At 69.5% G+C, this 20924-nt stretch carries 17 protein-coding genes and 1 pseudogene; 10 read left to right on the forward strand and 8 right to left on the reverse strand.

Features of this window, described 5'->3' with window-relative positions; translation table 11 throughout:
- Positions 1–28: 28 nt before the first annotated feature.
- From R2K23_RS21270 to R2K23_RS21280, 3 genes are all read right to left on the reverse strand, one after another.
- Positions 29–1846 (reverse strand): phosphoenolpyruvate carboxykinase (GTP), encoded by a 1818-nt coding sequence (locus R2K23_RS21270; protein ID WP_316512398.1) that lies wholly within the window; start codon positions 1844–1846, stop codon positions 29–31.
- 380 nt (positions 1847–2226) lie between these two features.
- Complete coding sequence (locus R2K23_RS21275; protein ID WP_316512400.1) at positions 2227–3771, reverse strand: hypothetical protein; 1545 nt, start codon at positions 3769–3771, stop codon at positions 2227–2229.
- Positions 3768–4784, reverse strand: a complete 1017-nt coding sequence (locus tag R2K23_RS21280; RefSeq protein ID WP_316512402.1) for a hypothetical protein — start codon at positions 4782–4784, stop codon at positions 3768–3770. The genes R2K23_RS21275 and R2K23_RS21280 overlap by 4 nt, the downstream gene beginning before the upstream one ends.
- 111 nt (positions 4785–4895) lie before the next feature.
- Between R2K23_RS21280 and trmB the strand changes: the two genes are divergently transcribed.
- The 3 genes from trmB (at position 4896) to mmpL3 (ending at position 9452) form a co-directional block, all read left to right on the forward strand.
- Positions 4896–5666 carry a tRNA (guanosine(46)-N7)-methyltransferase TrmB gene (gene trmB / locus R2K23_RS21285; RefSeq protein ID WP_396892515.1) on the forward strand — a complete coding sequence of 257 codons (771 nt, stop codon included), beginning with the start codon at positions 4896–4898 and terminating at the stop codon, positions 5664–5666.
- Positions 5667–5668: 2 nt separating this feature from the next.
- On the forward strand, positions 5669–6403 hold the full coding sequence (locus R2K23_RS21290; protein ID WP_316512405.1) for an NYN domain-containing protein: 735 nt from the start codon (positions 5669–5671) through the stop codon (positions 6401–6403).
- Positions 6404–6497: 94 nt separating this feature from the next.
- Positions 6498–9452, forward strand: coding sequence for a trehalose monomycolate exporter MmpL3 (mmpL3, locus tag R2K23_RS21295; RefSeq protein ID WP_316512407.1), 2955 nt, complete (start codon positions 6498–6500; stop codon positions 9450–9452).
- A gap of 25 nt (positions 9453–9477) precedes the next feature.
- On the opposite strand, the gene R2K23_RS21300 is transcribed toward mmpL3, so the two are convergent.
- Positions 9478–10686 (reverse strand): AI-2E family transporter, encoded by a 1209-nt coding sequence (locus tag R2K23_RS21300; RefSeq protein WP_316512409.1) that lies wholly within the window; start codon positions 10684–10686, stop codon positions 9478–9480.
- Between the two features lie 87 nt (positions 10687–10773).
- On the opposite strand from R2K23_RS21300, the gene R2K23_RS21305 reads away from it, so the two are divergent.
- Both R2K23_RS21305 and R2K23_RS21310 read left to right on the forward strand, forming a co-directional pair.
- Entirely contained in the window at positions 10774–12003 is a 1230-nt protein-coding gene (locus R2K23_RS21305; protein WP_316512410.1) for a M23 family metallopeptidase, read from the forward strand.
- Positions 12000–12377, forward strand: coding sequence for a DUF3054 domain-containing protein (locus R2K23_RS21310; RefSeq protein ID WP_316512411.1), 378 nt, complete (start codon positions 12000–12002; stop codon positions 12375–12377). Before R2K23_RS21305 ends, R2K23_RS21310 begins: the two co-directional genes overlap by 4 nt.
- On the opposite strand, the gene R2K23_RS21315 is transcribed toward R2K23_RS21310, so the two are convergent.
- From R2K23_RS21315 to R2K23_RS21330, 4 genes are all read right to left on the reverse strand, one after another.
- Entirely contained in the window at positions 12361–13689 is a 1329-nt protein-coding gene (locus R2K23_RS21315) for a sensor histidine kinase (protein ID WP_316512413.1), read from the reverse strand. The two genes, R2K23_RS21310 and R2K23_RS21315, sit on opposite strands and share 17 nt — an antisense overlap.
- Positions 13689–14357 (reverse strand): response regulator transcription factor, encoded by a 669-nt coding sequence (locus R2K23_RS21320; RefSeq protein ID WP_316517463.1) that lies wholly within the window; start codon positions 14355–14357, stop codon positions 13689–13691. The genes R2K23_RS21315 and R2K23_RS21320 overlap by 1 nt, the downstream gene beginning before the upstream one ends.
- Before the next feature lie 50 nt (positions 14358–14407).
- The gene (locus R2K23_RS21325) at positions 14408–14767 is read right to left on the reverse strand and encodes a heme-binding protein (RefSeq protein ID WP_316512415.1); all 360 of its coding nucleotides are present in this window, start codon (positions 14765–14767) and stop codon (positions 14408–14410) included.
- A 139-nt stretch (positions 14768–14906) separates the two neighbouring features.
- On the reverse strand, positions 14907–15449 hold the full coding sequence (locus R2K23_RS21330) for a hemophore (protein ID WP_316512417.1): 543 nt from the start codon (positions 15447–15449) through the stop codon (positions 14907–14909).
- 347 nt (positions 15450–15796) lie between these two features.
- Here R2K23_RS21330 and R2K23_RS21335 point away from each other — a divergent pair, with 347 nt between their 5' ends.
- From R2K23_RS21335 to R2K23_RS21355, 5 genes and pseudogenes are all read left to right on the forward strand, one after another.
- Positions 15797–18544, forward strand: coding sequence for an MMPL family transporter (locus R2K23_RS21335; RefSeq protein WP_316512418.1), 2748 nt, complete (start codon positions 15797–15799; stop codon positions 18542–18544).
- 13 nt (positions 18545–18557) lie between these two features.
- Positions 18558–19814, forward strand: a complete 1257-nt coding sequence (locus R2K23_RS21340; protein ID WP_316510746.1) for an IS30 family transposase — start codon at positions 18558–18560, stop codon at positions 19812–19814.
- 8 nt (positions 19815–19822) lie between these two features.
- Positions 19823–20011: pseudogene (locus R2K23_RS21345) on the forward strand (hypothetical protein); the annotation flags it as partial.
- Positions 20008–20517, forward strand: a complete 510-nt coding sequence (locus R2K23_RS21350) for an XRE family transcriptional regulator (RefSeq protein ID WP_396892519.1) — start codon at positions 20008–20010, stop codon at positions 20515–20517. The pseudogene R2K23_RS21345 and the gene R2K23_RS21350, both read left to right, overlap by 4 nt.
- Position 20518: 1 nt before the next feature.
- Entirely contained in the window at positions 20519–20917 is a 399-nt protein-coding gene (locus R2K23_RS21355) for a CoA-binding protein (protein ID WP_316512421.1), read from the forward strand.
- Positions 20918–20924: the final 7 nt, after the last annotated feature.

Raw genomic sequence — 20924 nt, forward strand, 5'->3', positions numbered from 1 at the left:
ATTGGGCGATTCTGTTCGGTCTGAAAACTCAGGCCAGGCGTTCCTTGAGGGCCTCGAACTCGTCCTTGATGCCGGTCGGCAGCTTCTCGCCGACGAACTCGAACCACTCCTCGATCTGCGGCAGCTCGGCGCGCCACTCCTCGGGGCTGACCTTCAACGCCTCGTCGACGTCGGCGGGGTCCACGTCCAGGTTGCTGAGGTCCAGATCCTCGGCGGAGGGCACGATGCCGATCGGGGTGCTGCGGCCGTCGGCCTTGTTCTCGATGCGCTCGATCGCCCACTTGAGCACCCGGCTGTTCTCACCGAAGCCGGGCCACAGGAACCGGCCGTCGTCGCCGCGGCGGAACCAGTTGACGAAGAACACGGCCGGCATCTTGGACTCGTCGGCGTTCTTGCCGATGTTGATCCAGTGCTGGAAGTAGTCGCCGACGTTGTAGCCGAGGAACGGCAACATGGCCATCGGGTCGCGGCGGACGGTGCCGACCTTGCCCTCGGCGGCGGCGGTCTGCTCGGAACCCAGTGTGGCGCCGATGAATACGCCGTGCTGCCAGTCGCGGGCCTGGGTGATCAACGGCACCGTGGTCTTGCGGCGGCCACCGAACAGGATGGCCGAGATCGGCACGCCCTGCGGGTCGTCCCACTCCGGGGCCAGCGTGGGGCACTGCGAAATCGGGGTGCAGTAGCGCGAGTTGGGGTGCGCGGCCTTCTCGCCGGAATCCGGCGTCCAGTCGCGACCCTTCCAGTCGATCAGGTGCTGCGGATCGCCCTCGAGGCCCTCCCACCACACATCGCCGTCGTCGGTCTTGGCGACGTTGGTGAACACGGTGTTGCCGCCCGCGATGGTCTTCATGGCGTTGGGGTTGGAATCCCAGTTGGTGCCCGGCGCCACGCCGAAAAAGCCGAATTCCGGGTTGACCGCGTAGAGCCGGCCGTCCTTGCCGAACCGCATCCAGGCGATGTCGTCACCGACGGTCTCGGCGCGCCAGCCGGGGATGGTCGGCTGCAGCATCGCGAGGTTGGTCTTACCGCAGGCCGACGGGAAGGCGGCGGCAATGTAATAGGCCTTGTCCTCCGGCGAGATCAGCTTGAGGATCAGCATGTGCTCGGCCAACCAGCCCTCGTCGTGGGCCATCGCCGAGGCGATCCGCAGCGAGTAGCACTTCTTGCCGAGCAGCGCGTTGCCGCCGTAACCCGAACCGTAGCTCCAGATTTCGCGGGTTTCCGGGAAGTGGGTGATGTACTTGGTGTCGTTGCAGGGCCAGGGCACGTCCTTCTGGCCGGGCTCCAGCGGCGCACCGATCGAGTGCAGCGCCTTGACGAAGAACCCGTCCTCGCCCATCTTGTCCAGGGCGGCCTGCCCCATCCGGGTCATGGTGCGCATCGAGACGACGACGTATTCGGAGTCGGTGAGCTCGACGCCCAGCTTGGGGTCCTCGGCATCCAGCGGGCCCATGCAGAACGGGACGACGTACATGGTGCGGCCGCGCATGCAGCCGCGGTACAGATCGGTCATCAGCGGCCGCATCTCGGCCGGGTCCATCCAGTTGTTGGTGGGTCCGGCGTCGATCTCCCGCTCGGAGCAGATGAAGGTGCGGGATTCGACGCGAGCCACGTCGGAGGGGTCGGACAGCGCGAGGAAGGAATTGGGCTGCTTGTCCGGGTTGAGCCGCTGGAAGGTGCCCGCCTCGACGAGCTGATCGCACAGCCGGTTGTATTCTTCCTCGGATCCGTCAGCAAACACCACCCGGTCAGGCTGCGTGAGTTCGGCAACTTCCGTAACCCAGGCGAGAAGGCCCTGATGTTTGGTCGGCGCGGTGTCCAGACCCGGAATAGTCGCTGAAGTCATGAAAATCTCCTGCTCAAGTTTGTTCGCGTAGCACCCACGAGGGCCCTGGCCCCCTCCTGACAGACGACTCGTCTCGACAGTCATCCCTGATACGAGGTTAACGCGGGTGAGCAAGCCGCGGACCATCGAGGCCATGTCCGATGACTCACAGGAACGATTCAGACTCCGTTACCTGCCCGGTTCAACCGCGTCAAGTGTGACCCAGCCCCCAACAGCGGCCCGGAGTGCGCGCGCCACCGCCGAGTTCGGCGGCACCGACCCGTCGCAGCGGCCCCGGCGACACCCCGGGAGCTGCCCCGCCCGGAGACCCCTCGCGACGCCTCCGTGACCTGCTCACGGGTGGGATGCCGAGGCGAGCGGACGGCCCGCCGACGCGGGGGTCAGTCCCGCCCGGGACCGGGGCCGGCAACCGCGTCGGACTCCTGCTCGGCGTCCTCAGCTACCGAATCGCCCACCGCGTGCCCGTTGCGGTCGGACTCCGGGGTACCCAGCTCCCGGTGCACCGCCGACAACGCGGCGCGCAGCGCCGGCCCCGCCGCCTCCCGCGCGGCCCGGGCCTGGAGGCGGGCGGCCTCGTGCGCGCGCAATTCCGCATCGATGACGCGGACCCGTTCGGCCACCCGGGCCGCATCGGCCTCCGCCTGCTGTGACAGCGCCGACGTCAGCGCCATCTCCGCCGCCAACACCCGGGTCGCGACGGTTTGATCCAACGCCGAACGCAGCCCCGCGGTCCGTTCGGCGAGCCAGCGATCCAGCACCGCCCGGTCGTGCAGCAACGACCGGGTGTTGACCACCCACACCGTCACCGCCACGCCGAGCAACAGGCAGACCACCGCGCCCACCGCGGTCAGGCCCGGCGCCAGATCCGCGAACAGTCGGCTCAGCGTCAGGGCGATGCCCAACCCGAGTCCGGCGCCCACCAACGCCGTCAGCCGCGTCTCGAGGCGCCGCGACTTCAGCGGCGGCGGGCCCACGCCGGCCTGGCGCGCCATCGGAGTGGCCGTGGGATCCGCGGGCAGTCCCAGTTCGGCGGCGACGTCGGAGAGATGCTCGGTGATGCCGGCGTCCACCTCGCCGACGACGGTGCCGATGCGCCGTTCGACGTAGGCGAGGAACTCGGGCAGTCCGCGCCGGCTGACCGCGGCGGCGTCCTCCTGCAACTCGGTACGCACCGAAGTGCAGCGGTTTCGGGCGAAGTAGGACAGCTGCACCCGCGCCTGCTGGATCTGGCTGCGCAGGGCGACCGCACGCTCGGAACGACCCACACGAACGCTGCGCAACGCGTCGTCACGCTCGGCGCGCAGCGCCTCCATGCGGGCTTCGCGACCGGCCCCGTCCGCGGCGATGTCGTACTGATCGACAGTGGATGTCAGCCGGAATTCCCACGCCCGCAACCGGTTTCGACGAGACACCGTGTCGTCGGCCAGGGCGGTGTCCAGCCCCGTCAGCAGGTCCTCGCAGCGCGGCTCTCCCAGCTCCGGCGCGGCGGCCACCGCGACCCACGGCACCCGCGTGTACCGCGGTGCGTGCGCGGCCAACGCCTCGCGGTCGGCCTCGAGTACGTCGCGGAAGTTGCGGTGGGCGTCGATCTTGGCCAGCGCGCAGATCACCACGTCGGTGTGCGCGGCGGCCATGTCCAGCACGGCGCAGTCCGAGGGCGTCAGCGGTGCCGCCGCCGAGGCCACGAACACCACCGCCACCGGAACCTCGCCCGGGCGCAGGTCGTCGGCCTCGACGAACTCCACGTCGGGGCGGCGGTCGGCCAGCAGCCGCGCCACGCTGGTCGACCCGGCCAACCACGGGCCCGTCACCAACACGACGTCACGGCGCCGCACCGCGGGCGGCCGCACGTCGGGCACCAGGGCGCCGACGAACGCGTCGACCGCGACCACCGGATCTGTCTCGGCCCCATCGCGGTCGGTCATGGCCGCGCACCGGCGAGCCGTCGCAGCGTCCCGCGCGCGATGTCCAGACCGCAGTCGCGGTGCAGCGGCGAGACCGGTCCGGCGGCGTAGCGGCGCCAGTGCAACGCCGTGCGCAGCCCCGTGCCGTGGGGCGCGTCCGCTCCGGCGGCGGCCACGACCTCCCGGGCGGCACCCATGCGCGCGAGCGCGACGTCGTCGCCGGCGAGCAACTCCGCGATCGCCGGGTCGGTGGTGGCCCGCACCGTCAGCGTGTCGCAGGCGGCGACCACCCGGCGGTAGCGGGCCTCGGCGCCGGCGGCCATGATCGCCGCCCGGAGTTCCGTCAGGCCGCTCGCCGCGGCCAGCAGCGCGCGCAGGTCTGCGGGCGTGGCCTCGGGAGCCTCCCGCAGCGCCACGACCGCATGGGCGACGCCGAACAGTTCGAGCGCCGCCAGCAGCCGCCGGCGTTCCGCGGCCGGTACCGGGTGCGGCGCGGTCACGAAGTCGTCGGCCGAGGTCCACTGCGCCGGGGCGGTGACCAGCGTGCGCAGCGCGGCGAGCAGGTCGTCGTCGAGTACCGCCGGGTCGGCCGCGGCGAGCGCCGCCGGTGCCACGAAGGGCACGACGGGGATGCCGACGGCGGCGCTCAACCCTGCGGCGTGTCGACGCGCCCGCCGCATCGGCCCGCCGTCCGCCAGCCCGGCCAGATCCGACTTGTTGAGCACGATCAGGTCGGCGCCGTCGGCGAGCGCCCGGCGGTCCTCGGGTTTGCACACCTCGGCCAGCACGTAGAGCCGGACGTCGGCCCCGGATGTCCCGGACGCGCCGGCAGGCCCGATCAGGTGACCGTCGGCGCGCAGCGCCGCCACCACGCGCCTGCCCCCGACTCCACGGCGGCCCCGCACGTCGATGCGCAGCGGTGCGGCCACCGCATCGGCGAGCGCCGGCAGCTCAGGATCGGCCGTCCGCGCCGCGCACCGCCTCAGCGCCTCGGTGAATATCTGTAGCCCCTGTCCGCTCATCTGTGGTGCCATGTTGGCACTTGCAGGTGTGCCGGCGCGAGCCAGCTCCCGACGGATTGTGCACAGGTCGCAAGGCAACTGTTGGGTATCAATCCGTCCCGCGATGCGGGCCCTGATGCGCGCATGGGAGACGATATAGGGATGCGTGCGCAACCTGGAACCGAACCGGCGGGCCGTCCCGCCGAGGCGGACGACCGGTCGGCGGCACCTCGGCACCGTCGGGTGACCAGCTTTCGGACTCGACGTTCGGCCCTGAGCGACAACCAGCACGCCACCTGGGACCGCCGGTGGCCGGAGCTGGGCATCGTCGCCCGTTCGGGCCCGGACCAGCCGGAACGACTGGACACCGCGGCCTGGTTCGGCCGCACCGCGCCGCTGGTGCTCGAGATCGGCTGCGGAACCGGCACCTCGACGCTGGCGATGGCCCAGGCCGAGCCCGACGTCGACGTGATCGCCGTCGAGGTCTACAAGCGCGGTCTGGCGCAGCTGCTCAGCGCCATCGACCGCGAGGGGGTCACCAACATCCGGCTGGTCCGCGGGGACGGTGTCGACGTGCTGGAGCACCTCATCACCCCCGGATCCCTGACCGGGGTCCGGGTCTTCTTCCCGGACCCATGGCCGAAGGCCCGCCACCACAAGCGGCGGCTGCTGCAGCCCGCCACCGTCGCGCTGATCGCCGACGGCCTGCGGCCGGGCGGGATCCTGCACGCCGCCACCGACCATGCCGACTACGCCGAACAGATCGCGGAGGTCGGCGACGCCGAGCCGCGGCTGCGGCGCGTCGCGGCGACGGCACAGCTCCCCATCTCCGTGCAGCGGCCCACCACCAAGTACGAGTCCAAGGCCCACACCGTCGGCAGCCCGATCAACGAGTTGATCTGGGAGCGGCTGTGACCATGACCGACACGGAGATGAGCGCGGCGGAAGTCGACAGCGAGGACGCCGACGAGACCGGCGTCACCGCATCCGTCGATGACGATTCGCTGAATCTCGGTGAGGCGCCGTCGGTGCTGCGGGTGCTGCTGGTCTGGGACGCCCCCAATCTGGACATGGGACTCGGCGCCATCCTGGGCGGCCGTCCGACCGCCGCCTACCGGCCCCGGTTCGACGCGCTGGGACGCTGGCTGCTGGGCCGCACCGCGGAGATCTCCGCGGATTTCCCCGACCGGACCGTCGAGCCCGAGGCCACCGTCTTCACCAACATCGCCCCTGGCAGCGCCGACGTGGTGCGGCCGTGGGTGGAGGCGCTGCGGAACGTCGGCTTCGCCGTCTTCGCCAAACCCAAGATCGACGACGACAGCGACGTCGACAGCGACATGCTCGAGCACATCGCGCTGCGGCGTTCCGAAGGTCTGGGGGCGCTGTTGGTCGCCTCGGCCGATGGTCAGGCGTTTCGGCAGCCGCTGGAACAGATTGCCAGGGATGACGGCACCGACGTGGCTGTCCTCGGATTTCGTGAACATGCCAGCTGGGCGCTAGCGTCGGATACCTTGGAGTTCGTCGACCTGGAAGACATTCCTGGTGTCTTCCGGGAGCCGCTCCCGCGAATCGGCCTCGATTCGCTACCGGAAGAGGGGGCGTGGCTGCAGCCGTTCAGGCCGTTGTCCTCGCTGCTTGCGTCTCGGGCATGACCGCAAAGCGCCTGCTGATGGACAACTTCACACACTTTCATAGCCAGTGTGCGCCGAGCGCACACCCAGACTTTCTACAGCGTTAGGAGATCACGTGTTCGCCTGGTGGGGCCGAACGGTATTCAAGTACCGATTCATCGTCATCGCGGTCATGGTCTCGTTGTGCATCGGCGGCGGCATCTTTGGCATGAGCCTGGGTAACCACGTCACCCAGAGTGGTTTCTACGACGACGGCAGCGAATCGGTGAAGGCGTCGGTGCTGGCCGACGAGGTCTACGGTCGCGACCGACTCAGCCACATCGTGGCAATCCTGGATGCGCCCGAGGGCAAGAAGGTCAACGACCCGGCCTGGGCCAAGACGATGGCCGAGGAGCTCGACCAGGTCCAGGCGGACAACCCGGACGAGGTGCTGCAGTGGGCCGGCTACCTCAAGGACCCCTCCGCCGACCCGGACGCGTCCGGCTTCAACGCCGAGGACAGCACCAGGACCTTCGTCATCATGCCGCTCAAGGGCGACGACGACGACGAGATCCTCAACAACTACAAGCGCATCGAGAGCGACCTGCAGCAGGTCAACGACGGCAACATCAAACTCGCGGGCCTGCAGCCCCTGGCCAACGAGTTGACCGGCACCATCGCCGAGGACCAGAAACGCGCCGAGGTGCTGGCGCTGCCCCTGGTCGCCGTGGTGCTGTTCTTCGTCTTCGGCGGCGTGATCGCCGCATTCCTGCCCGCGATGGTCGGTGGCCTGGCCATCGCCGGATCCATGGGCATCCTGATGTTCGTCGCCCAGTTCGGGCCGGTGCACTACTTCGCCCAGCCGGTGGTGACGCTGATCGGTCTGGGTATCGCGATCGACTACGGGCTGTTCGTGGTGAGCCGATTCCGAGAAGAGCTGGCCGAAGGCTATAAGACCGAGGCCGCGGTTCGGCGCACCATGATGACCGCCGGCCGCACGGTGGTGTTCTCCGCGGTGCTCATCGTCGCGTCGCTGGCCGGCCTGCTGCTGTTCCCGCAGGGCTTCCTGAAATCGCTCACCTACGCCGGCATGTCCTCGATCATGTTGGCCGCGATCCTTTCCGTCACGGTGCTGCCGGCGGTGCTGGCGATCCTCGGTCCCAACGTCGACGCGTTCGGGGTGCGCACCCTGCTGCGGGTTCCGTTCCTGGCCAACTGGGGCTTCTCCCGCGCGATCATCGACTGGCTCGCCGAGAAGACGCAGAAGACCAAGACCCGCGAGGAAGTCGAGAAGGGCTTCTGGGGCAAGCTGGCCAACCGGGTGATGAAGCGTCCGCTGGTCTTCGCCGTGCCGATCATCGTCATCATGGTCTTGCTGATCACCCCGCTGGGGAACCTCGCACTCGGCGGCATCAGCGAGAAATACCTGCCGCCGGACAACCCCGTCCGGATGGCGCAGGAGGACTTCGACCGGACCTTCCCGGGCTTCCGCACCGAGCAGTTGACGCTGGTCATCGAGAATGCGACACCCGAGCAGATCGATCAGATCGCCTCACGGGCCGCCCAGATCCCCGGCTTCAGCGCCGACGAATGGACCGAGCGCGCCGTCGCCCCGAACCCCGACGAGCCGAACTCCACCCCGACCAAGACCGACGAGAGCGTCACGGTCCTGCAGAACGGGCTGGAAGTCCGCAACGACGCCGCCAAGAAGATGGCGGAGTTGCGCGCCATCCCGCTGCCCCAAGGGGTGTCGCTGTCGGTGGGTGGTGTCCCGGCGCTGGAACAGGACTCGATCGCGTCGCTGTTCGACAAGCTGCCGCTGATGATCGTCATCCTGCTCACCACGACGACATTGCTGATGTTCCTGGTGTTCGGGTCGGTGGTGTTGCCGATCAAGGCCGCGGTGATGAGCGCGCTCACCCTCGGGTCGACGCTGGGCATCCTGACCTGGATCTTCGTCGACGGGCACGGCTCGGGCATCCTGAACTTCACCCCGACGCCGTTGACCGCGCCCGTGATCGGCCTGATCATCGCCGTGGTCTACGGGTTGTGTACGGACTACGAGGTCTTCCTGGTGTCCCGAATGGTCGAGGCTCGCGAACGCGGGATGTCGACCAGCGAGGCGATCCGGATCGGTACCGCGACCACGGGCCGGTTGATCACCGCCGCCGCGTTGGTGCTGGCCGTGGTGGCGGGTGCGTTCGTGTTCTCCGACCTGGTGATGATGAAGTACCTGGCGTTCGGCCTGCTGTTCGCATTGTTGTTGGACGCCACCGTGATTCGGATGTTCCTGGTCCCCGCGGTGATGAAGATGCTCGGCGACGACTGCTGGTGGGCGCCGCGCTGGATGAAGGTCCTGCAGAACAAGATCGGCATGGGCGAACTGCACCTGCCCGACGAGCGCAAGCACATGGTGGATCCGGGTCCCGAGGACGACGGCGCCCTCGTCGGTGCCGGGGCCCCCGCTCCGGACCGGCGCCCGCCGCACGATCCCACCCACCCGGCGCCGGGCGGGCCCGCCCGGGCACGTTCCGAAGCCCGCACCCGGGCGTTGCCCGAGGCTCCCTCGGGTGCCGGCACCAGCCGGATCCCGAGCGCCCAGCCGCAGTCCGAGGCCGACAGCGAGGCGCCGACGACGCGCTTCAGCTCGGCCCGCAACGCCATGCGCAACGCGGTGACCAACGCCATCAACACCGGCGCCGCGGCGACCCAGCGGCAGGCGCCGCCCGGGCCGCCCGCCGCCGAGCGGGAGATCGAGTCCTGGCTGGGTGAGCTGCGCGGTAAGCCGGGAACCCCTGGGCCGCAACCACATCCGCAGCCGTCGACTCCGTCGTCGGACCCCACCCGGGCGATGCCGCCCGCTGGGCGCGGCGCCTCGCCGTCGGAAGAGACCACCGCGATCCCGGTCCAGCGTCCCGACGACGACGAACCGGCCACCCGGGCCATTCCGGTGAACAAGCCGCCGAAGAGCGACACCGAGGCGGCCACCGAGAAGCTCAACGCCCCCAGCGAGGACGACAAGAAGCCGCCGCGGCGCGGTGGCGGGCTCAGCGCCGCAGACCTGCTACGCCGCGAGGGCCGCCGACTCTAGGCCCCAGTGACCGGCCCGCCGCGCCTCAGTCCCCGGCGGGCGGTCGCGGGTCCGCGGTGGGCGCCGTGTCGTCGGCCTTCTCCTCTGAGCCCGTGACCTCGTCGGGTTCGGCTGTGATCACCGGACCCGGTTGATTCTCGAAAGCGGCGGCCTGCCGCTCGGTTTCGGCCTCGGCATCCTCGGCCATGAGCACCCGCACCGCGCTGTTGAGGAACGCGATGATGGGGACCGCGAGCAACGCGCCGACGATGCCGGCCAGCACCCCGCCGGCGGCGATGCCGAGCACCACGGCCAGCGGGTGAATGGAGACGGCCCGGCCCATCACCAAGGGTTGCAGCACATGCGATTCCAGTTGTTGCACCGCCAGGATCAGCCCGAGCGTGATCAACCCGTACACGAAGCCCTTGGCCAGCAGCGCCACCACGACCGCCAGAAAGCCGGTCACCACCGCACCGATCAGCGGCACGAAGGCACCGAGGAACACCAGCGACGCCAACGGCAGCGCCAGCGGGACACCCATGATCGCCAGGCCGGTCCCGATCCCGATGGCATCGACGAGCGCGACCAGGAACGTCGCGCGCACATACCCGATGAGCGAGCTGAAACCCGCCCGGCCGGCCTCCCGCACCCGCTCCCGGTATTCGGTGGGGAACACCTTAGTGACGAACGCGAAGATGTTGCGGCCGCCGTGCAGAAAGAAGATCAGCGAGAACATCACCAGCAGTGCCCCGGTGACGATCTCGGTCAACGTGGCCGCCGTCGACAACGCCCCACTGGTCACGCGGGACTGATTGTTGCGCAGCGCCTCGATGGCCGTGTCGCCGGCGTGGTCGATCTGCTCCCGGCTCACATGGATGGGCCCTTCGATGAGCCAGTCGGTGAACGAGTCGATGCTCTGCGTCACCTGCTCGACCAGATCCGGCAGACCCTCGATGAACTGGGTGACGACGAACGCCATGATCCCGCCCAGGATCGCCAGACCGCTGAGCAGCACCGCGGCCACCGCCCCGCCGCGGTGGAAACCACGCTTGTCCAGCCAGTCCACCGCCGGCAGCAGCAGCGCGGTCAGGATGACGGCGATCAGCACCGGCACCACGATCAGGTCGACCTTCATGACCACCCACACCACCGCGACGCCGGCCGCGAGGATGACCAACAGGCGCCACGCCCACGCCGCCGTCTTGCGCACCAACGGGCTGACGGCCTCGTCCGCGGCATCGGACCGGATCGGCATGGCGTCAGCGTAATCTCCCGTCCGGACATTCGAGGCGCACGCGCACAACCCGCCCCGCAGACTCCGCGACCGTGATTGGATCGGCGGATGTCACGCCGTGCGCTGTCCCGTCTGCTCCCGCTCGCCGCCTCGTTGCTGGCGGCGGCAACCGTCGCGGCCTGTGGGTCGGGGCCCACCGAGTCGGAGCCGGAAGCCGCCCCCGTCACGGTGCCGCCGGCCGTCGCAACCCCACTGGTGGGATCCGCGGTCGCGGCGCCCATCCCGGTCCCGGCCACCGACGGCCGCACGCACTTGGTCTACGAGCTGCTGCTGACGAACTCCCTGTCGGGCAATGCCACCCTGAACTCGCTGACCGCGCGCGCCGGCGACCGCAACCTGCTGACGCTGTCCGGCGACAACCTGAAGTACTGGACCCGCACGCTCGGCGACAACGCCGTCGGGACCAACGTGCTGGGGCCCGGTCAGAGCGCCGTCGTGTGGCTCGACGTGGTCGTCGACGGCGGCGCCGCGGCCCCCGCCGAGATCACCCACTCGGTGGACCTGACCGTCAGCAAACCGGTGCCCGGCGTGGTGCCGCCGCGGCTCACCCAGGAGGTCGCCCCCGTCACGGTGTCCGACGCGAAGCCGATCTCGATCTCGCCGCCGCTTGAGGGCCCGAACTGGTTGAGCGCCAACAGTTGCTGCGACATGACCGCGCACCGGATGGCCGTCAATCCGCTCAACGGGCAGCTGTGGCTGTCGGAGCGGTTCGCCGTCGACTACGTCCAACTCACCGACGACTTCCGGCTGTTCTCCGGGGATCCGACCAAGCTTGAGAGCTACGCCTACTTCGGTGCGCCCATCCGCGCGGTCGGCGGCGGCAAGGTGATCACCGTCGTCGACAACCTGCCCGAGCAAGTGCCGTCCAAGACTCCGGTCGGCCTGCCCCTGGACCAGTACGGCGGCAACCACGTGGTGCAGGACCTCGGCGACGGCAACTACGCCTTCTACGCCCACCTCAAGCCCGGCAGCATCAGCGTCCAGGTGGGTGACGAGCTGAGCGCCGGGCAGCAGATCGCCGAGCTGGGCAATTCGGGCAACTCCGATGCACCGCATCTGCACTTCCACGTGATGGACAACCCGCACCCGTTGGCGGCCAACGGATTACCGTTCGTCTTCGACGAGTTCCGGCTCGACCAGCAGGTTGCATCCGTGGCCGGTCTGGAGCGGCTGTTCACCGGGCAACCGGCGCCGCTGCGGCCCGGCTTCGCCGTCCGTGACGAAGCACAGGTCGCTCCCCTGGTGCTCGACATCATGAATTACGCTGGCGCACAATGACCGAGAACGTGAACCCCCGCACCGTGGCCGCCGCGGCGGCCGCCGACACCGCCGCCATCCTGGCGTTCTGCGCGCTGGGGCGCCGCAGCCACGACGAGGGCGTGAACGTCGCCGGCGTCGGCAAGACCGCGTGGCCGTTCCTGAGCGGCACCGCCGTGGGCTGGCTGCTGTCCCGCGGCTGGCGCGCGCCCGGCGCCCTGCGCCCCACCGGCCTGGTGGTGTGGGCGTCGACGGTGATCTTCGGAATGTTGTTGCGCAAGGCCAGCTCTGCCACCGTCGCGGCGCCATTCATCGCGGTCACCTCCGCGGTGACCGCGGTGCTGCTGTTGGGTTGGCGCGCCGCGACCGGCCGCCGCGCTACGGACGCCCGCTAGCCAACGTCAGGATCACCCGCAACCCACCCAGCGGGCCGTCGGCCAGTTCCACCCCTCCGCCGTGCAGGTGCGCCTGCTGCGCCACCAGCGCCAGCCCCAGCCCGGACCCGCCGGCGGCCGCGGTGCTGCCGCGCACGAACCGGCCCAGCACCGTGGCGTGCTCCTCCTCGGGCAGTCCACGGCCGTTGTCGTCGACGATGATCAGCATCCGGTTGCCCTCCCGGCGTGCGGTCAGCACGATGCGCGAGGCCTGGCCGTGCAGCACCGAATTGCGCACCAGGTTGTCCACCGCCAGCCGCAGGCCGCCCGGCCAGGCCAGGATGACGCCCTCGGCGGGCGTGGCGAACTCGCAGTGCACCTCGATCTCGGGGCCGTCGGGCCGGGCGTTCTCGCGGACCACCCGGTCGAGCAGTTCCTCCAGGTCGACCAGCTCGCGGTCCTCGTCCTGGGCGAGCTGCCCGGAGGCCAGCTGCCCCAGCGCGGTGATGGTGGCCTCGATGCGGCGCTGCGCGCGGGACAGGTCGGCGACCACCTCGGCGCGCTCCTCGGCGGGCAGGTCGTGGATCCGCAGCGTGTCCAGGTCGGCCCGCATGGCGGTCAGCGGGGTGCGCAACTCGTGAGCGGCGTTGGCGGCGAAATCCTGGGCGGCCTGCAGCGACCGCGTCGTGGCCTCCTGCGCCGCGGCCAGCCGCCGCAGCGTGTCGATCATGGCCTCGGAGAGGTCCTCGGCCTCCTTGACCCCGCGCACCGGGTCGATCCGGTCGGCGCCGCCCTGCCCGAGCAGCCGGGTCTGCTCGGTGAGCTTGCGCAGCGGACGGGTCGCCGCCCCGCCGAGCAACCAGCCCAGGCCCAGCGCGATGAGCAGCGCCAGCACGCCGACGCCGATGTAGAGCGGCAGGCGGGCCCGGTCGAGCAGGATGCTGTCCGCGCGGATGCCGATCGACATCGTCACGCCCTGCTCTTCCAGGGTGACGGTGCGGACCCGGTAGTCCACGCCGTTGACCCTCACGGTCTCGGTGCCGTCGGGCAGCTTGGGCAGCTGCAGGCCGCGCTGGTAGACCACCTCGCCGGTGCCGACCGCACGACCCGTCGACAGCACCGCGTGCGCCGGGCTGCCGGGCTCGGTACTGGCGTCGACGATCGCGTCGAGTCGACGGTCCAACTGCTCGGCGTCGTTGCCGGCCAACGCAATCGAGGCCAGCACCATCAGCGCGGCGACGACGACACCGGCCGCGATCGCCGCGGCGATGGCGACCCGCACCCGCAGCGACGCCCGCGTCCGCGGCCACCAGCGGGCGAACCCCGAACGCATCAGCCCTCGGCCCGAAGCACGTATCCGATCCCGCGGACGGTGTGGATCACCCGCGGCACACCGTCGCGTTCGAGCTTGCGCCGCAGATAGCTGATGAACACGTCGGCCACGTTGGTGTCGACGTCGAAGTCGTAGCCCCACACCAGTTCCAGCAGCTGCTGGCGGGACAGCACCACCCCGGCGTTCTCGGCCAACACCGCGAGCAGGTCGAACTCCCGCTTGGTCAGGTCGGCACGCTCGCCGGCGACGAAGACCAGTCGCCGCGCGGTGTCGATGGTGAGCGGTCCCACCACCATGGCGTCGGAATGTTCCTGACTGTGGCTGGCGCGGCGCAGCAGCGCGTGCAGGCGGGCGACCAGTTCACCGAGATCGAACGGCTTGGTCAGATAGTCGTCGGCGCCGGCTTCGAGTCCGGCGATGCGGTCGTTGACGGTGTCGCGGGCCGACAGCACGCAGATCGGGATGTCGTTGCCCAGCGCCCGCAGCGCGGTCACGACGGCCACACCGTCCAGTTCGGGCATCTGGACGTCGAGCACCAGCGCGTCATGCGGCTTGGTGGACAGCAGTCGCAGGGCCTCCTTGCCGCTGGCCGCGACTCTGACGTCGAACCCGGAATGCCGCAGCCCGCGGGAGACCGACGTGCGTACATCCGGGTCGTCGTCGACCATCAGCACGGTGCGGCCGGCCTCGCGCGCGGGCTGGGCAGCCGCCGCAGGCACTATCCGTTGACCGCGGCTGGGTCTTGGTTGTGGCCGCAGCGGTTCTTGAGGTCGGTCAGGGGCTGCCGGATGCCGGTCAGCTCGGCCTTCACCTGCGGGTGGGCCTCCATGTAGTCGTGCACCTCGGCCTTGATGGTGTCGCGGTCCTTGCCCTCGAGGCTGGTGAAGAAGTCGTTCACCTCCGGGTGGGTGAACAGGTACGCCGAGGTGGAGGCGGACACCCCGGCGGCCACGCCGGCCAGGTCGGCGGCCGTGCAGTTCGGTGCGGCCGCAGCGGAGGAGGCGCCGAAGAGCATCGCACCGGTCATCGCTCCGGCACCCACAGCACCGAGAACTACTCGACGGGCGGAAAGCATCATGGTCGGTCTCCTTCAGGCGGGTTTGAGTGGCCGTTGTCGATCCGGCCAGGCCAATCCAATCAGATCGACAGCGCTCTTTCCTGCCCAGTCGTTAGGCAATTCTGAGAATGCCGTCGCCGGAGAGTCCGCACGCAGTCCGCTACTCGGCGGCACCCCGGGTGCCGACGGCGGAGCCCGCCGGGGTGCGCGGGGTCGCCGGCACCGCGGCGCTCGGGCCCGGCGCCGGACCGGTGCCGGTCACCGCGCCCCCGGAGACAGCCTGCGCCGCAGCCGGCAATCCGCCGCCCTGCGCGGCCTGCATCAGACCCATCGCCTGCGGCAACGAGATCGGCAGCTTGCACCTGCTGGCCAAGGAGTTCAGCGGCTTCTGGATGTTCTGCATGTCCTCGGCCACGTCCGGGTTGGCGTCGAAGTAGGTCTTCAACGCGACCAGCGACTGCGGTCCGGCGGGCTGCTTGGAGATCGTGGTCAGCGCCTGGTTGGTCTCGGGATGGCTGTCGAGGTACACGCCGGTGTTGTTGGCGACCGTGCCGATGGTCCTGGCCACCGAACTGGCCGCGCACGGATCGGGTGCCGCCGAGGCGCTGGGGCCGAGCAGCAGGACGGCCGCGACGCCGCCGAGGGCCGTCGCGGTGAGCGCGGCGCCGGCCTTGCGGCGGATCGAGGGTGCGGTTTTACCCATGGGGAATCCAACTCCTTACGGTTCGCGAACATCTATCGGTCCGCACACCGCCGACGTTTCAGTGCACGGGTCTGCAAAATCCCCGACCTGGGTAGCGGCCGCCTCCCAGTTTGCCATCCAGCGTCGATTGCTGCCGAAACTCGCGGGCCACCGACCTGGCCAAACCGCAAATTTCCGCTGGCGGGCCGGGGGCGGCCCCCGGCGGGTGAACCCCGCCCCAGCGGTGCTGGATGTAACAGGTCCGTGCAGCTCAGGCGGTCGGAGTTCAGCGCGCGCACCGGCTGCTGCGGTAGGCTCGCGACCACCCAATTCGGCGAAGGATCGGGGAGTCCACCATCCAGCAATTCATGATGCGTCTGAGCGGCAGACTGCGCAGATTTCGCTGGTTGGTGCTCACCGCCTGGCTGCTGGCGCTGGTGCCTTCGGTCTATCTCGCGTTGTCGAGTTCGGGCAGCCTCACCGGCGGCGGCTTCGAGGTGGCCGGCTCTCAGTCGCTCCATGTGCAGTATCAGCTCGAGGACCACTTCCCGGGCGAGGGCGCATCGCCCCTCGCGCTGGTGGCCGCGCCGCGCGCGGACGCCACCTACGCGGACATGACCGAGGCCGCCGCGACGCTCGAGCGGATCGCCGGCGAGGTGCCCAGCGTCCGGATGGTCCCCAACCCGCAGCAGCCGCCGCCCCGCCCGGACCGCCCCTACGTCGTCTCCCTGCACCTCGACTTCGAGAACACCGGCGCCGTCGACGTCGCCAACCAACTGCGTGAGAAGGTCGGCATCGCCGACGAGGAACCCGGCGAACTCCGCGACGGCCGGGTCCGGCTGTACGTCATCGGGCAGGGCGCCCTGGGCGCCGCCGCGGCCGAGGCCACCAAGAGCGACGTCGCCGAGGCGGAGAAGTGGAACCTGCCGATCGTCCTGATCGTGCTGCTGGCGGTGTTCGGCTCGCTGGCGGCCGCGGCGGTGCCGCTGATGGTCGGCGTCTGCACCGTGGTGGTGACCATGGGCGTGGTCTACCTGCTGTCCACGGTGGTCACCATGTCGGTCTTCGTGACGTCGACGGTGTCGATGTTCGGCATCGCGTTGGCCATCGACTATTCACTGTTCATCCTGATGCGCTTCCGCGAGGAACTGCGCGCCGGTCGCGACGTCAAACAGGCCACCGACGCGGCCATGGCCACCTCCGGTCTGGCGGTGGTGCTGTCCGGCATGACCGTGATCGCCTCCGTGACCGGCATCTACCTGATCGACACCCCGGTGCTCAATTCGATGGCCACCGGCGCGATCCTCGCCGTCGCGATGGCCGTGCTGACGTCGACGACCTTGACCCCGGCGGTGCTGGCGACCTTCGGCCGATCGGTGGCCAAGCGGTCCCGGGTGCTGCACTGGGGCCGCGGTTCGGAGGCCACCCAGTCCCGGTTCTGGACCCGCTGGGTGGGCGGGGTGATGCGCCGGCCCTGGCTGTCCGCGACGGCCGCCACGGTGTTGCTGGTCCTGCTGGCCGCTCCGACGTTCGCGATGGTGCTCGGCAACAGCATGCTGCGCCAGTTCGACTCCTCCCACGAGATCCGCGGTGGGGTGGGCGCGGCGGCCGAGGCGCTGGGGCCGGGTGCGCTGGGCCCGGTCCGGGTGCTCGTGACGTTCCCGGACGGCAACGCGTCGTCGGCCGCCAATGCGCCCGTCGTCGAGGCGGTGGCCCAGCGGATGGACGCCTCGACCGACATCGTCTCGGTCGCGCCGCCGGTGTTCTCCGATGACAACCGCAGCGCGCTGCTGTCCGGGGTGCTCGCCGTGGACCCCGAGGACAAGGCCGCGCGCGCGGCCGTCGACTGGCTCCGCGACCAGTTGCCCCAGACCCCGGGCGCCGAGAACGTCACGATCGACGTCGGCGGTCCGACGGCGCTGATCAAGGACTTCGACGACCGGGTGGCCCAGATGGAGCCCTGGGTGGTGCTGTTCGTCGCGTCGATCGCGTTCGTGATGCTGCTGATCGCCGTCCGCTCGCCGGTGCTGGCCATCAAGGGCGTCATCATGACCGTGCTGTCGGTGGGCGCGGCCTACGGCAGCCTGGTGATGATCTTCCAGTGGGGTTGGCTCGAGGCCCTCGGTTTCCAGCCGATGGGCTCCATCGACAGCACCATCCCGCCGCTGGTGTTGGCGCTGACCTTCGGCCTGTCGATGGACTACGAGATCTTCCTGCTCACCCGGATCCGGGAGCGTTTCCTGCAGACCGGCGACACCCGGGATTCGGTGGCCTACGGCGTGAGCACCAGCGCGCGGACCATCACCAGCGCGGCTCTGATCATGATCGCGGTGTTCATCGGGTTCGCGTTCGCCGGCATGCCGCTGGTGGCGCAGCTGGGCGTGGCCTGCGCGGTGGCCATCGCGGTGGACGCCACGGTGGTGCGGCTGGTCCTGGTGCCCGCACTGATGGCCATGTTCGACCGGTGGAACTGGTGGGTGCCGCCGTGGCTGGCGCGGATCCTGCCGGCGGTGGACTTCGAAAAGCCGCTGCCCAAACTGGATCTGGGCGACCTGGTGATCATTCCCGACGACATCTCCACGCTGGTGGCGCCGGGCGCCGACCTGCGGATGGTGGTCAAGTCGGCCGCGCGGCTCAAGGATATGGCGCCGGACGCGATCTCGGTCGCCGACCCGCTGGCGTTCTCCGGCTGCGCCGGGCTGACCGGCAAGGTCAAGGCCGGTGACGGCGCGCGCAGTCCGCGGCTGGGCCGGGGCCGCAACGGCTCCCGCGCGCCGCGGCCGGTGCACCCGGTGACGATGTGGCGGGGTCGGCTCGAGGTCGCCCTCGACGCGCTGGAGACCGTGGCCGACGTCGGTTACGACGACGTCGAGGTGCTGCACCGGCAGATCCCGCTGGAGACCACCACGGTGCAATTGCCCACCGGGGACCGGCTGCAGATCCCCACCGGCGCCGAGACGTTGCGCCTCAAGGGCTACCTGATCATGTCCCGCAACAGCAGCCACGATTTCGCCGAGTTCGCCGAGCTGGTCGATGTGATGAACCCGGAGACCGCAGCGCTGGTGCTGGCGGGCATGGACAGCCTGGGTTCAAGGGGTGGATGCAACAGCCTCTAGCTGAGGGGTTCAGATGGGGCTGCCGGAGTTAGCGCGTGTGGAAAGCCGGTTTTGGGAACTAATTCGTGATGGGCTCTCGCCGCGAGATGCCGGCAAGGCTGTCGGCGTGTCGGGGCACACTGGTTATCGCTGGTTTGCTGATGTTGGAGGTGTGAAACCACCTCCGCGTGATGACGGGCCTCGGAAAAAGCCTCGGTTGAGCTTCGAAGAACGTGAGGAGATCGCGTTAGGCATCGCTGCAGGGGAATCGATGTGCAGCATCGCGCGTCGACTCAAGCGGGCACCATCGACGATCTCGCGTGAAATCAAGAACAACAGCAAGCCTGGCCGCAACCGTTACCGCAGCCGATACCAGTTCGGGGCGAGGTGGCATGGCGGTCACGAGCAATGTCCGCGCTATCGTGCCAGCAGCGCTCATGCACGTAGTCAGCGTCGGGCTCGCCGAGCCAAGCCGGGCAAGCTGGCGACCAACCGGCGTTTACATGCTGAGGTGCAGACTCGGTTGGAAGATGATCAGCACAGTCCTGAGCAGATCGCTCGACGGCTGCAGATCGACTTCCCTGACGATCCGGAGATGCGGGTGTCCCACGAGACCATCTATCAGGCGATTTATGTTCAGGGCAAGGGGAATTTGCGCCGCGAGTTGCATACCTGTCTGCGGACCGGACGGGCGTTGCGTAAGCCTCAGCGCCGCCCCGATGAGCGCCGCGGGAAACTGCGGGACATCGTCAGTATCAGCGAGCGGCCGCCGGAGGTCGAAGACCGGGCTGTCCCCGGACACTGGGAGGGAGATCTGATCCTGGGCAGCGTCGCATCGGCGTCGGCAATCGGGACGGTGGTAGAACGCACCACTCGTTTCACTATGCTGCTGCACCTGCCCGACCGGCATACCGCAGAAGCCGTCCAGGAAGCGATCGTAACCAAAATGGCCCAGCTCCCGACGATCCTGCGCAAGACTCTGACCTGGGACCGAGGCCACGAAATGGCCAACCACGCCGCCATCGCGACCGCCGCGGAGCTGGACATCTACTTCTGCGATCCGCACTCGCCCTGGCAGCGCGGCACCAACGAAAACACCAATGGTCTGCTACGCCAGTACTTTGCCAAAAGTACTGACTTGTCGGTCTTTCCCGCTGACTACCTCGACTACGTCGCGGCCAAACTCAACAACCGGCCACGGAAAACCCTGCGCTGGAAAACCCCCGCCGAAGCCCTCGACGAATTACTGTCGAACCCGTTCAAATCGCCCGCTGTTGCATCCACCGCTTGAAACCGCCCAGGTATTACTGTGGGCACACGTCCGATCGACAGTGGGTGGCCACCCAGCTCGTTCGTCGGCTCGCCGATCCCATGCCGCACGACGCGGACGACGACGAATGGGCGGGCCCCGAGGGCACCGCGCGGTGGGACGAGGTCCGGCAGCGCTGCCTGTCGGTGGCCGTGGCGATGTTGGAGGAGGCGAGGTGACTTTGGCCGCGAGAGACACGGGCAATCCACGCCCGGACCGCCTGCGCGAACCCGCCGCACGCGGACGCCGGCCGGAGGACCGCCCGGTGGAGTTCTGGCCCACCTCCGCGATTCGCTCGGCGCTGCACAAGGGCGACATCACCGTGTGGCAGCGCATCGTCGTCGCCATCAAGCGCGACCCCTACGGCCGGACCGCGCGTCAGGTCGAGGAGGTGCTCTCGCACCGCGAGCCGGTCGGGGTGTCCAAGGCCCTCGACGAGGTGATCGTCCGCAGCCGTGAACATCTCGAGGCCAACGAGCGGGCCGAGGCGGCCCGGCACATCCGGATGCTGCTGGACCGCTCGGGGCTGTCCGAGCAGGAGTTCGCGTCCCGGATCGGGGTGCCCGCCGAGGATTTCAAGGTCTATCTCAGCGGGGAGACGAGTCCGCCGGCGTCGCTGATGATCCGGATGCGCCGACTGTCCGATCGCTTCGCCAAGAACCGTTCGCCGCGGTCGGGAGGCTGAAGTGGAGCTGGCCCAGATCGTGCGCGAAACGCAGACCATCGCAGTGGTCGGCGCCTCGGCGAATCCGTCGCGCCCCAGCAACGACGTGTACCGCTATCTGCGGGCGACCGGCGACTACACGCTGTATCCGGTGAATCCGACGATCAGCGATCTCGACGGCGATCAGGCCTACGCGAGCCTCGCGGACCTGCCCGTCGTGCCCGACCTGGTGGACGTGTTCCGCCGCACCGAGGAACTGCCCGGCGTACTCGCCGAGGTACTGGCTCTGCCCACTCGGCCCAAGACTTTATGGCTGCAGGAGGGCCTGGTCGACGAACAGGTGGCCGCCGAGGCCCGCGCCGCCGGCATCGCCGTCGTGATGGACCGGTGCCTGAAGATCGAGCACGCGCGACTGCGGTAGGCGCCGC

The organism is Mycolicibacterium sp. MU0050 (assembly GCF_963378085.1).
GTDB classification, from domain to species: Bacteria; Actinomycetota; Actinomycetes; order Mycobacteriales; family Mycobacteriaceae; genus Mycobacterium; species Mycobacterium wendilense.

Excerpts from the sequence above, each read along its gene's own strand:
- R2K23_RS21270 (WP_316512398.1), bottom strand. The coding sequence starts at position 1,846 with ATGACTTCAGCGACTATTCCGGGTCTGGACACCGCGCCGACCAAACAT.
- R2K23_RS21275 (WP_316512400.1), bottom strand. The coding sequence starts at position 3,771 with ATGACCGACCGCGATGGGGCCGAGACAGATCCGGTGGTCGCGGTCGAC.
- R2K23_RS21280 (WP_316512402.1), bottom strand. The coding sequence starts at position 4,784 with ATGGCACCACAGATGAGCGGACAGGGGCTACAGATATTCACCGAGGCG.
- trmB (WP_396892515.1), top strand. The coding sequence starts at position 4,896 with ATGGGAGACGATATAGGGATGCGTGCGCAACCTGGAACCGAACCGGCG.
- R2K23_RS21290 (WP_316512405.1), top strand. The coding sequence starts at position 5,669 with ATGACCGACACGGAGATGAGCGCGGCGGAAGTCGACAGCGAGGACGCC.
- R2K23_RS21300 (WP_316512409.1), bottom strand. The coding sequence starts at position 10,686 with ATGCCGATCCGGTCCGATGCCGCGGACGAGGCCGTCAGCCCGTTGGTG.
- R2K23_RS21305 (WP_316512410.1), top strand. The coding sequence starts at position 10,774 with ATGTCACGCCGTGCGCTGTCCCGTCTGCTCCCGCTCGCCGCCTCGTTG.
- R2K23_RS21310 (WP_316512411.1), top strand. The coding sequence starts at position 12,000 with ATGACCGAGAACGTGAACCCCCGCACCGTGGCCGCCGCGGCGGCCGCC.
- R2K23_RS21315 (WP_316512413.1), bottom strand. The coding sequence starts at position 13,689 with ATGCGTTCGGGGTTCGCCCGCTGGTGGCCGCGGACGCGGGCGTCGCTG.
- R2K23_RS21320 (WP_316517463.1), bottom strand. The coding sequence starts at position 14,357 with ATGGTCGACGACGACCCGGATGTACGCACGTCGGTCTCCCGCGGGCTG.
- R2K23_RS21325 (WP_316512415.1), bottom strand. The coding sequence starts at position 14,767 with ATGATGCTTTCCGCCCGTCGAGTAGTTCTCGGTGCTGTGGGTGCCGGA.
- R2K23_RS21330 (WP_316512417.1), bottom strand. The coding sequence starts at position 15,449 with ATGGGTAAAACCGCACCCTCGATCCGCCGCAAGGCCGGCGCCGCGCTC.
- R2K23_RS21335 (WP_316512418.1), top strand. The coding sequence starts at position 15,797 with ATGATGCGTCTGAGCGGCAGACTGCGCAGATTTCGCTGGTTGGTGCTC.
- R2K23_RS21340 (WP_316510746.1), top strand. The coding sequence starts at position 18,558 with ATGGGGCTGCCGGAGTTAGCGCGTGTGGAAAGCCGGTTTTGGGAACTA.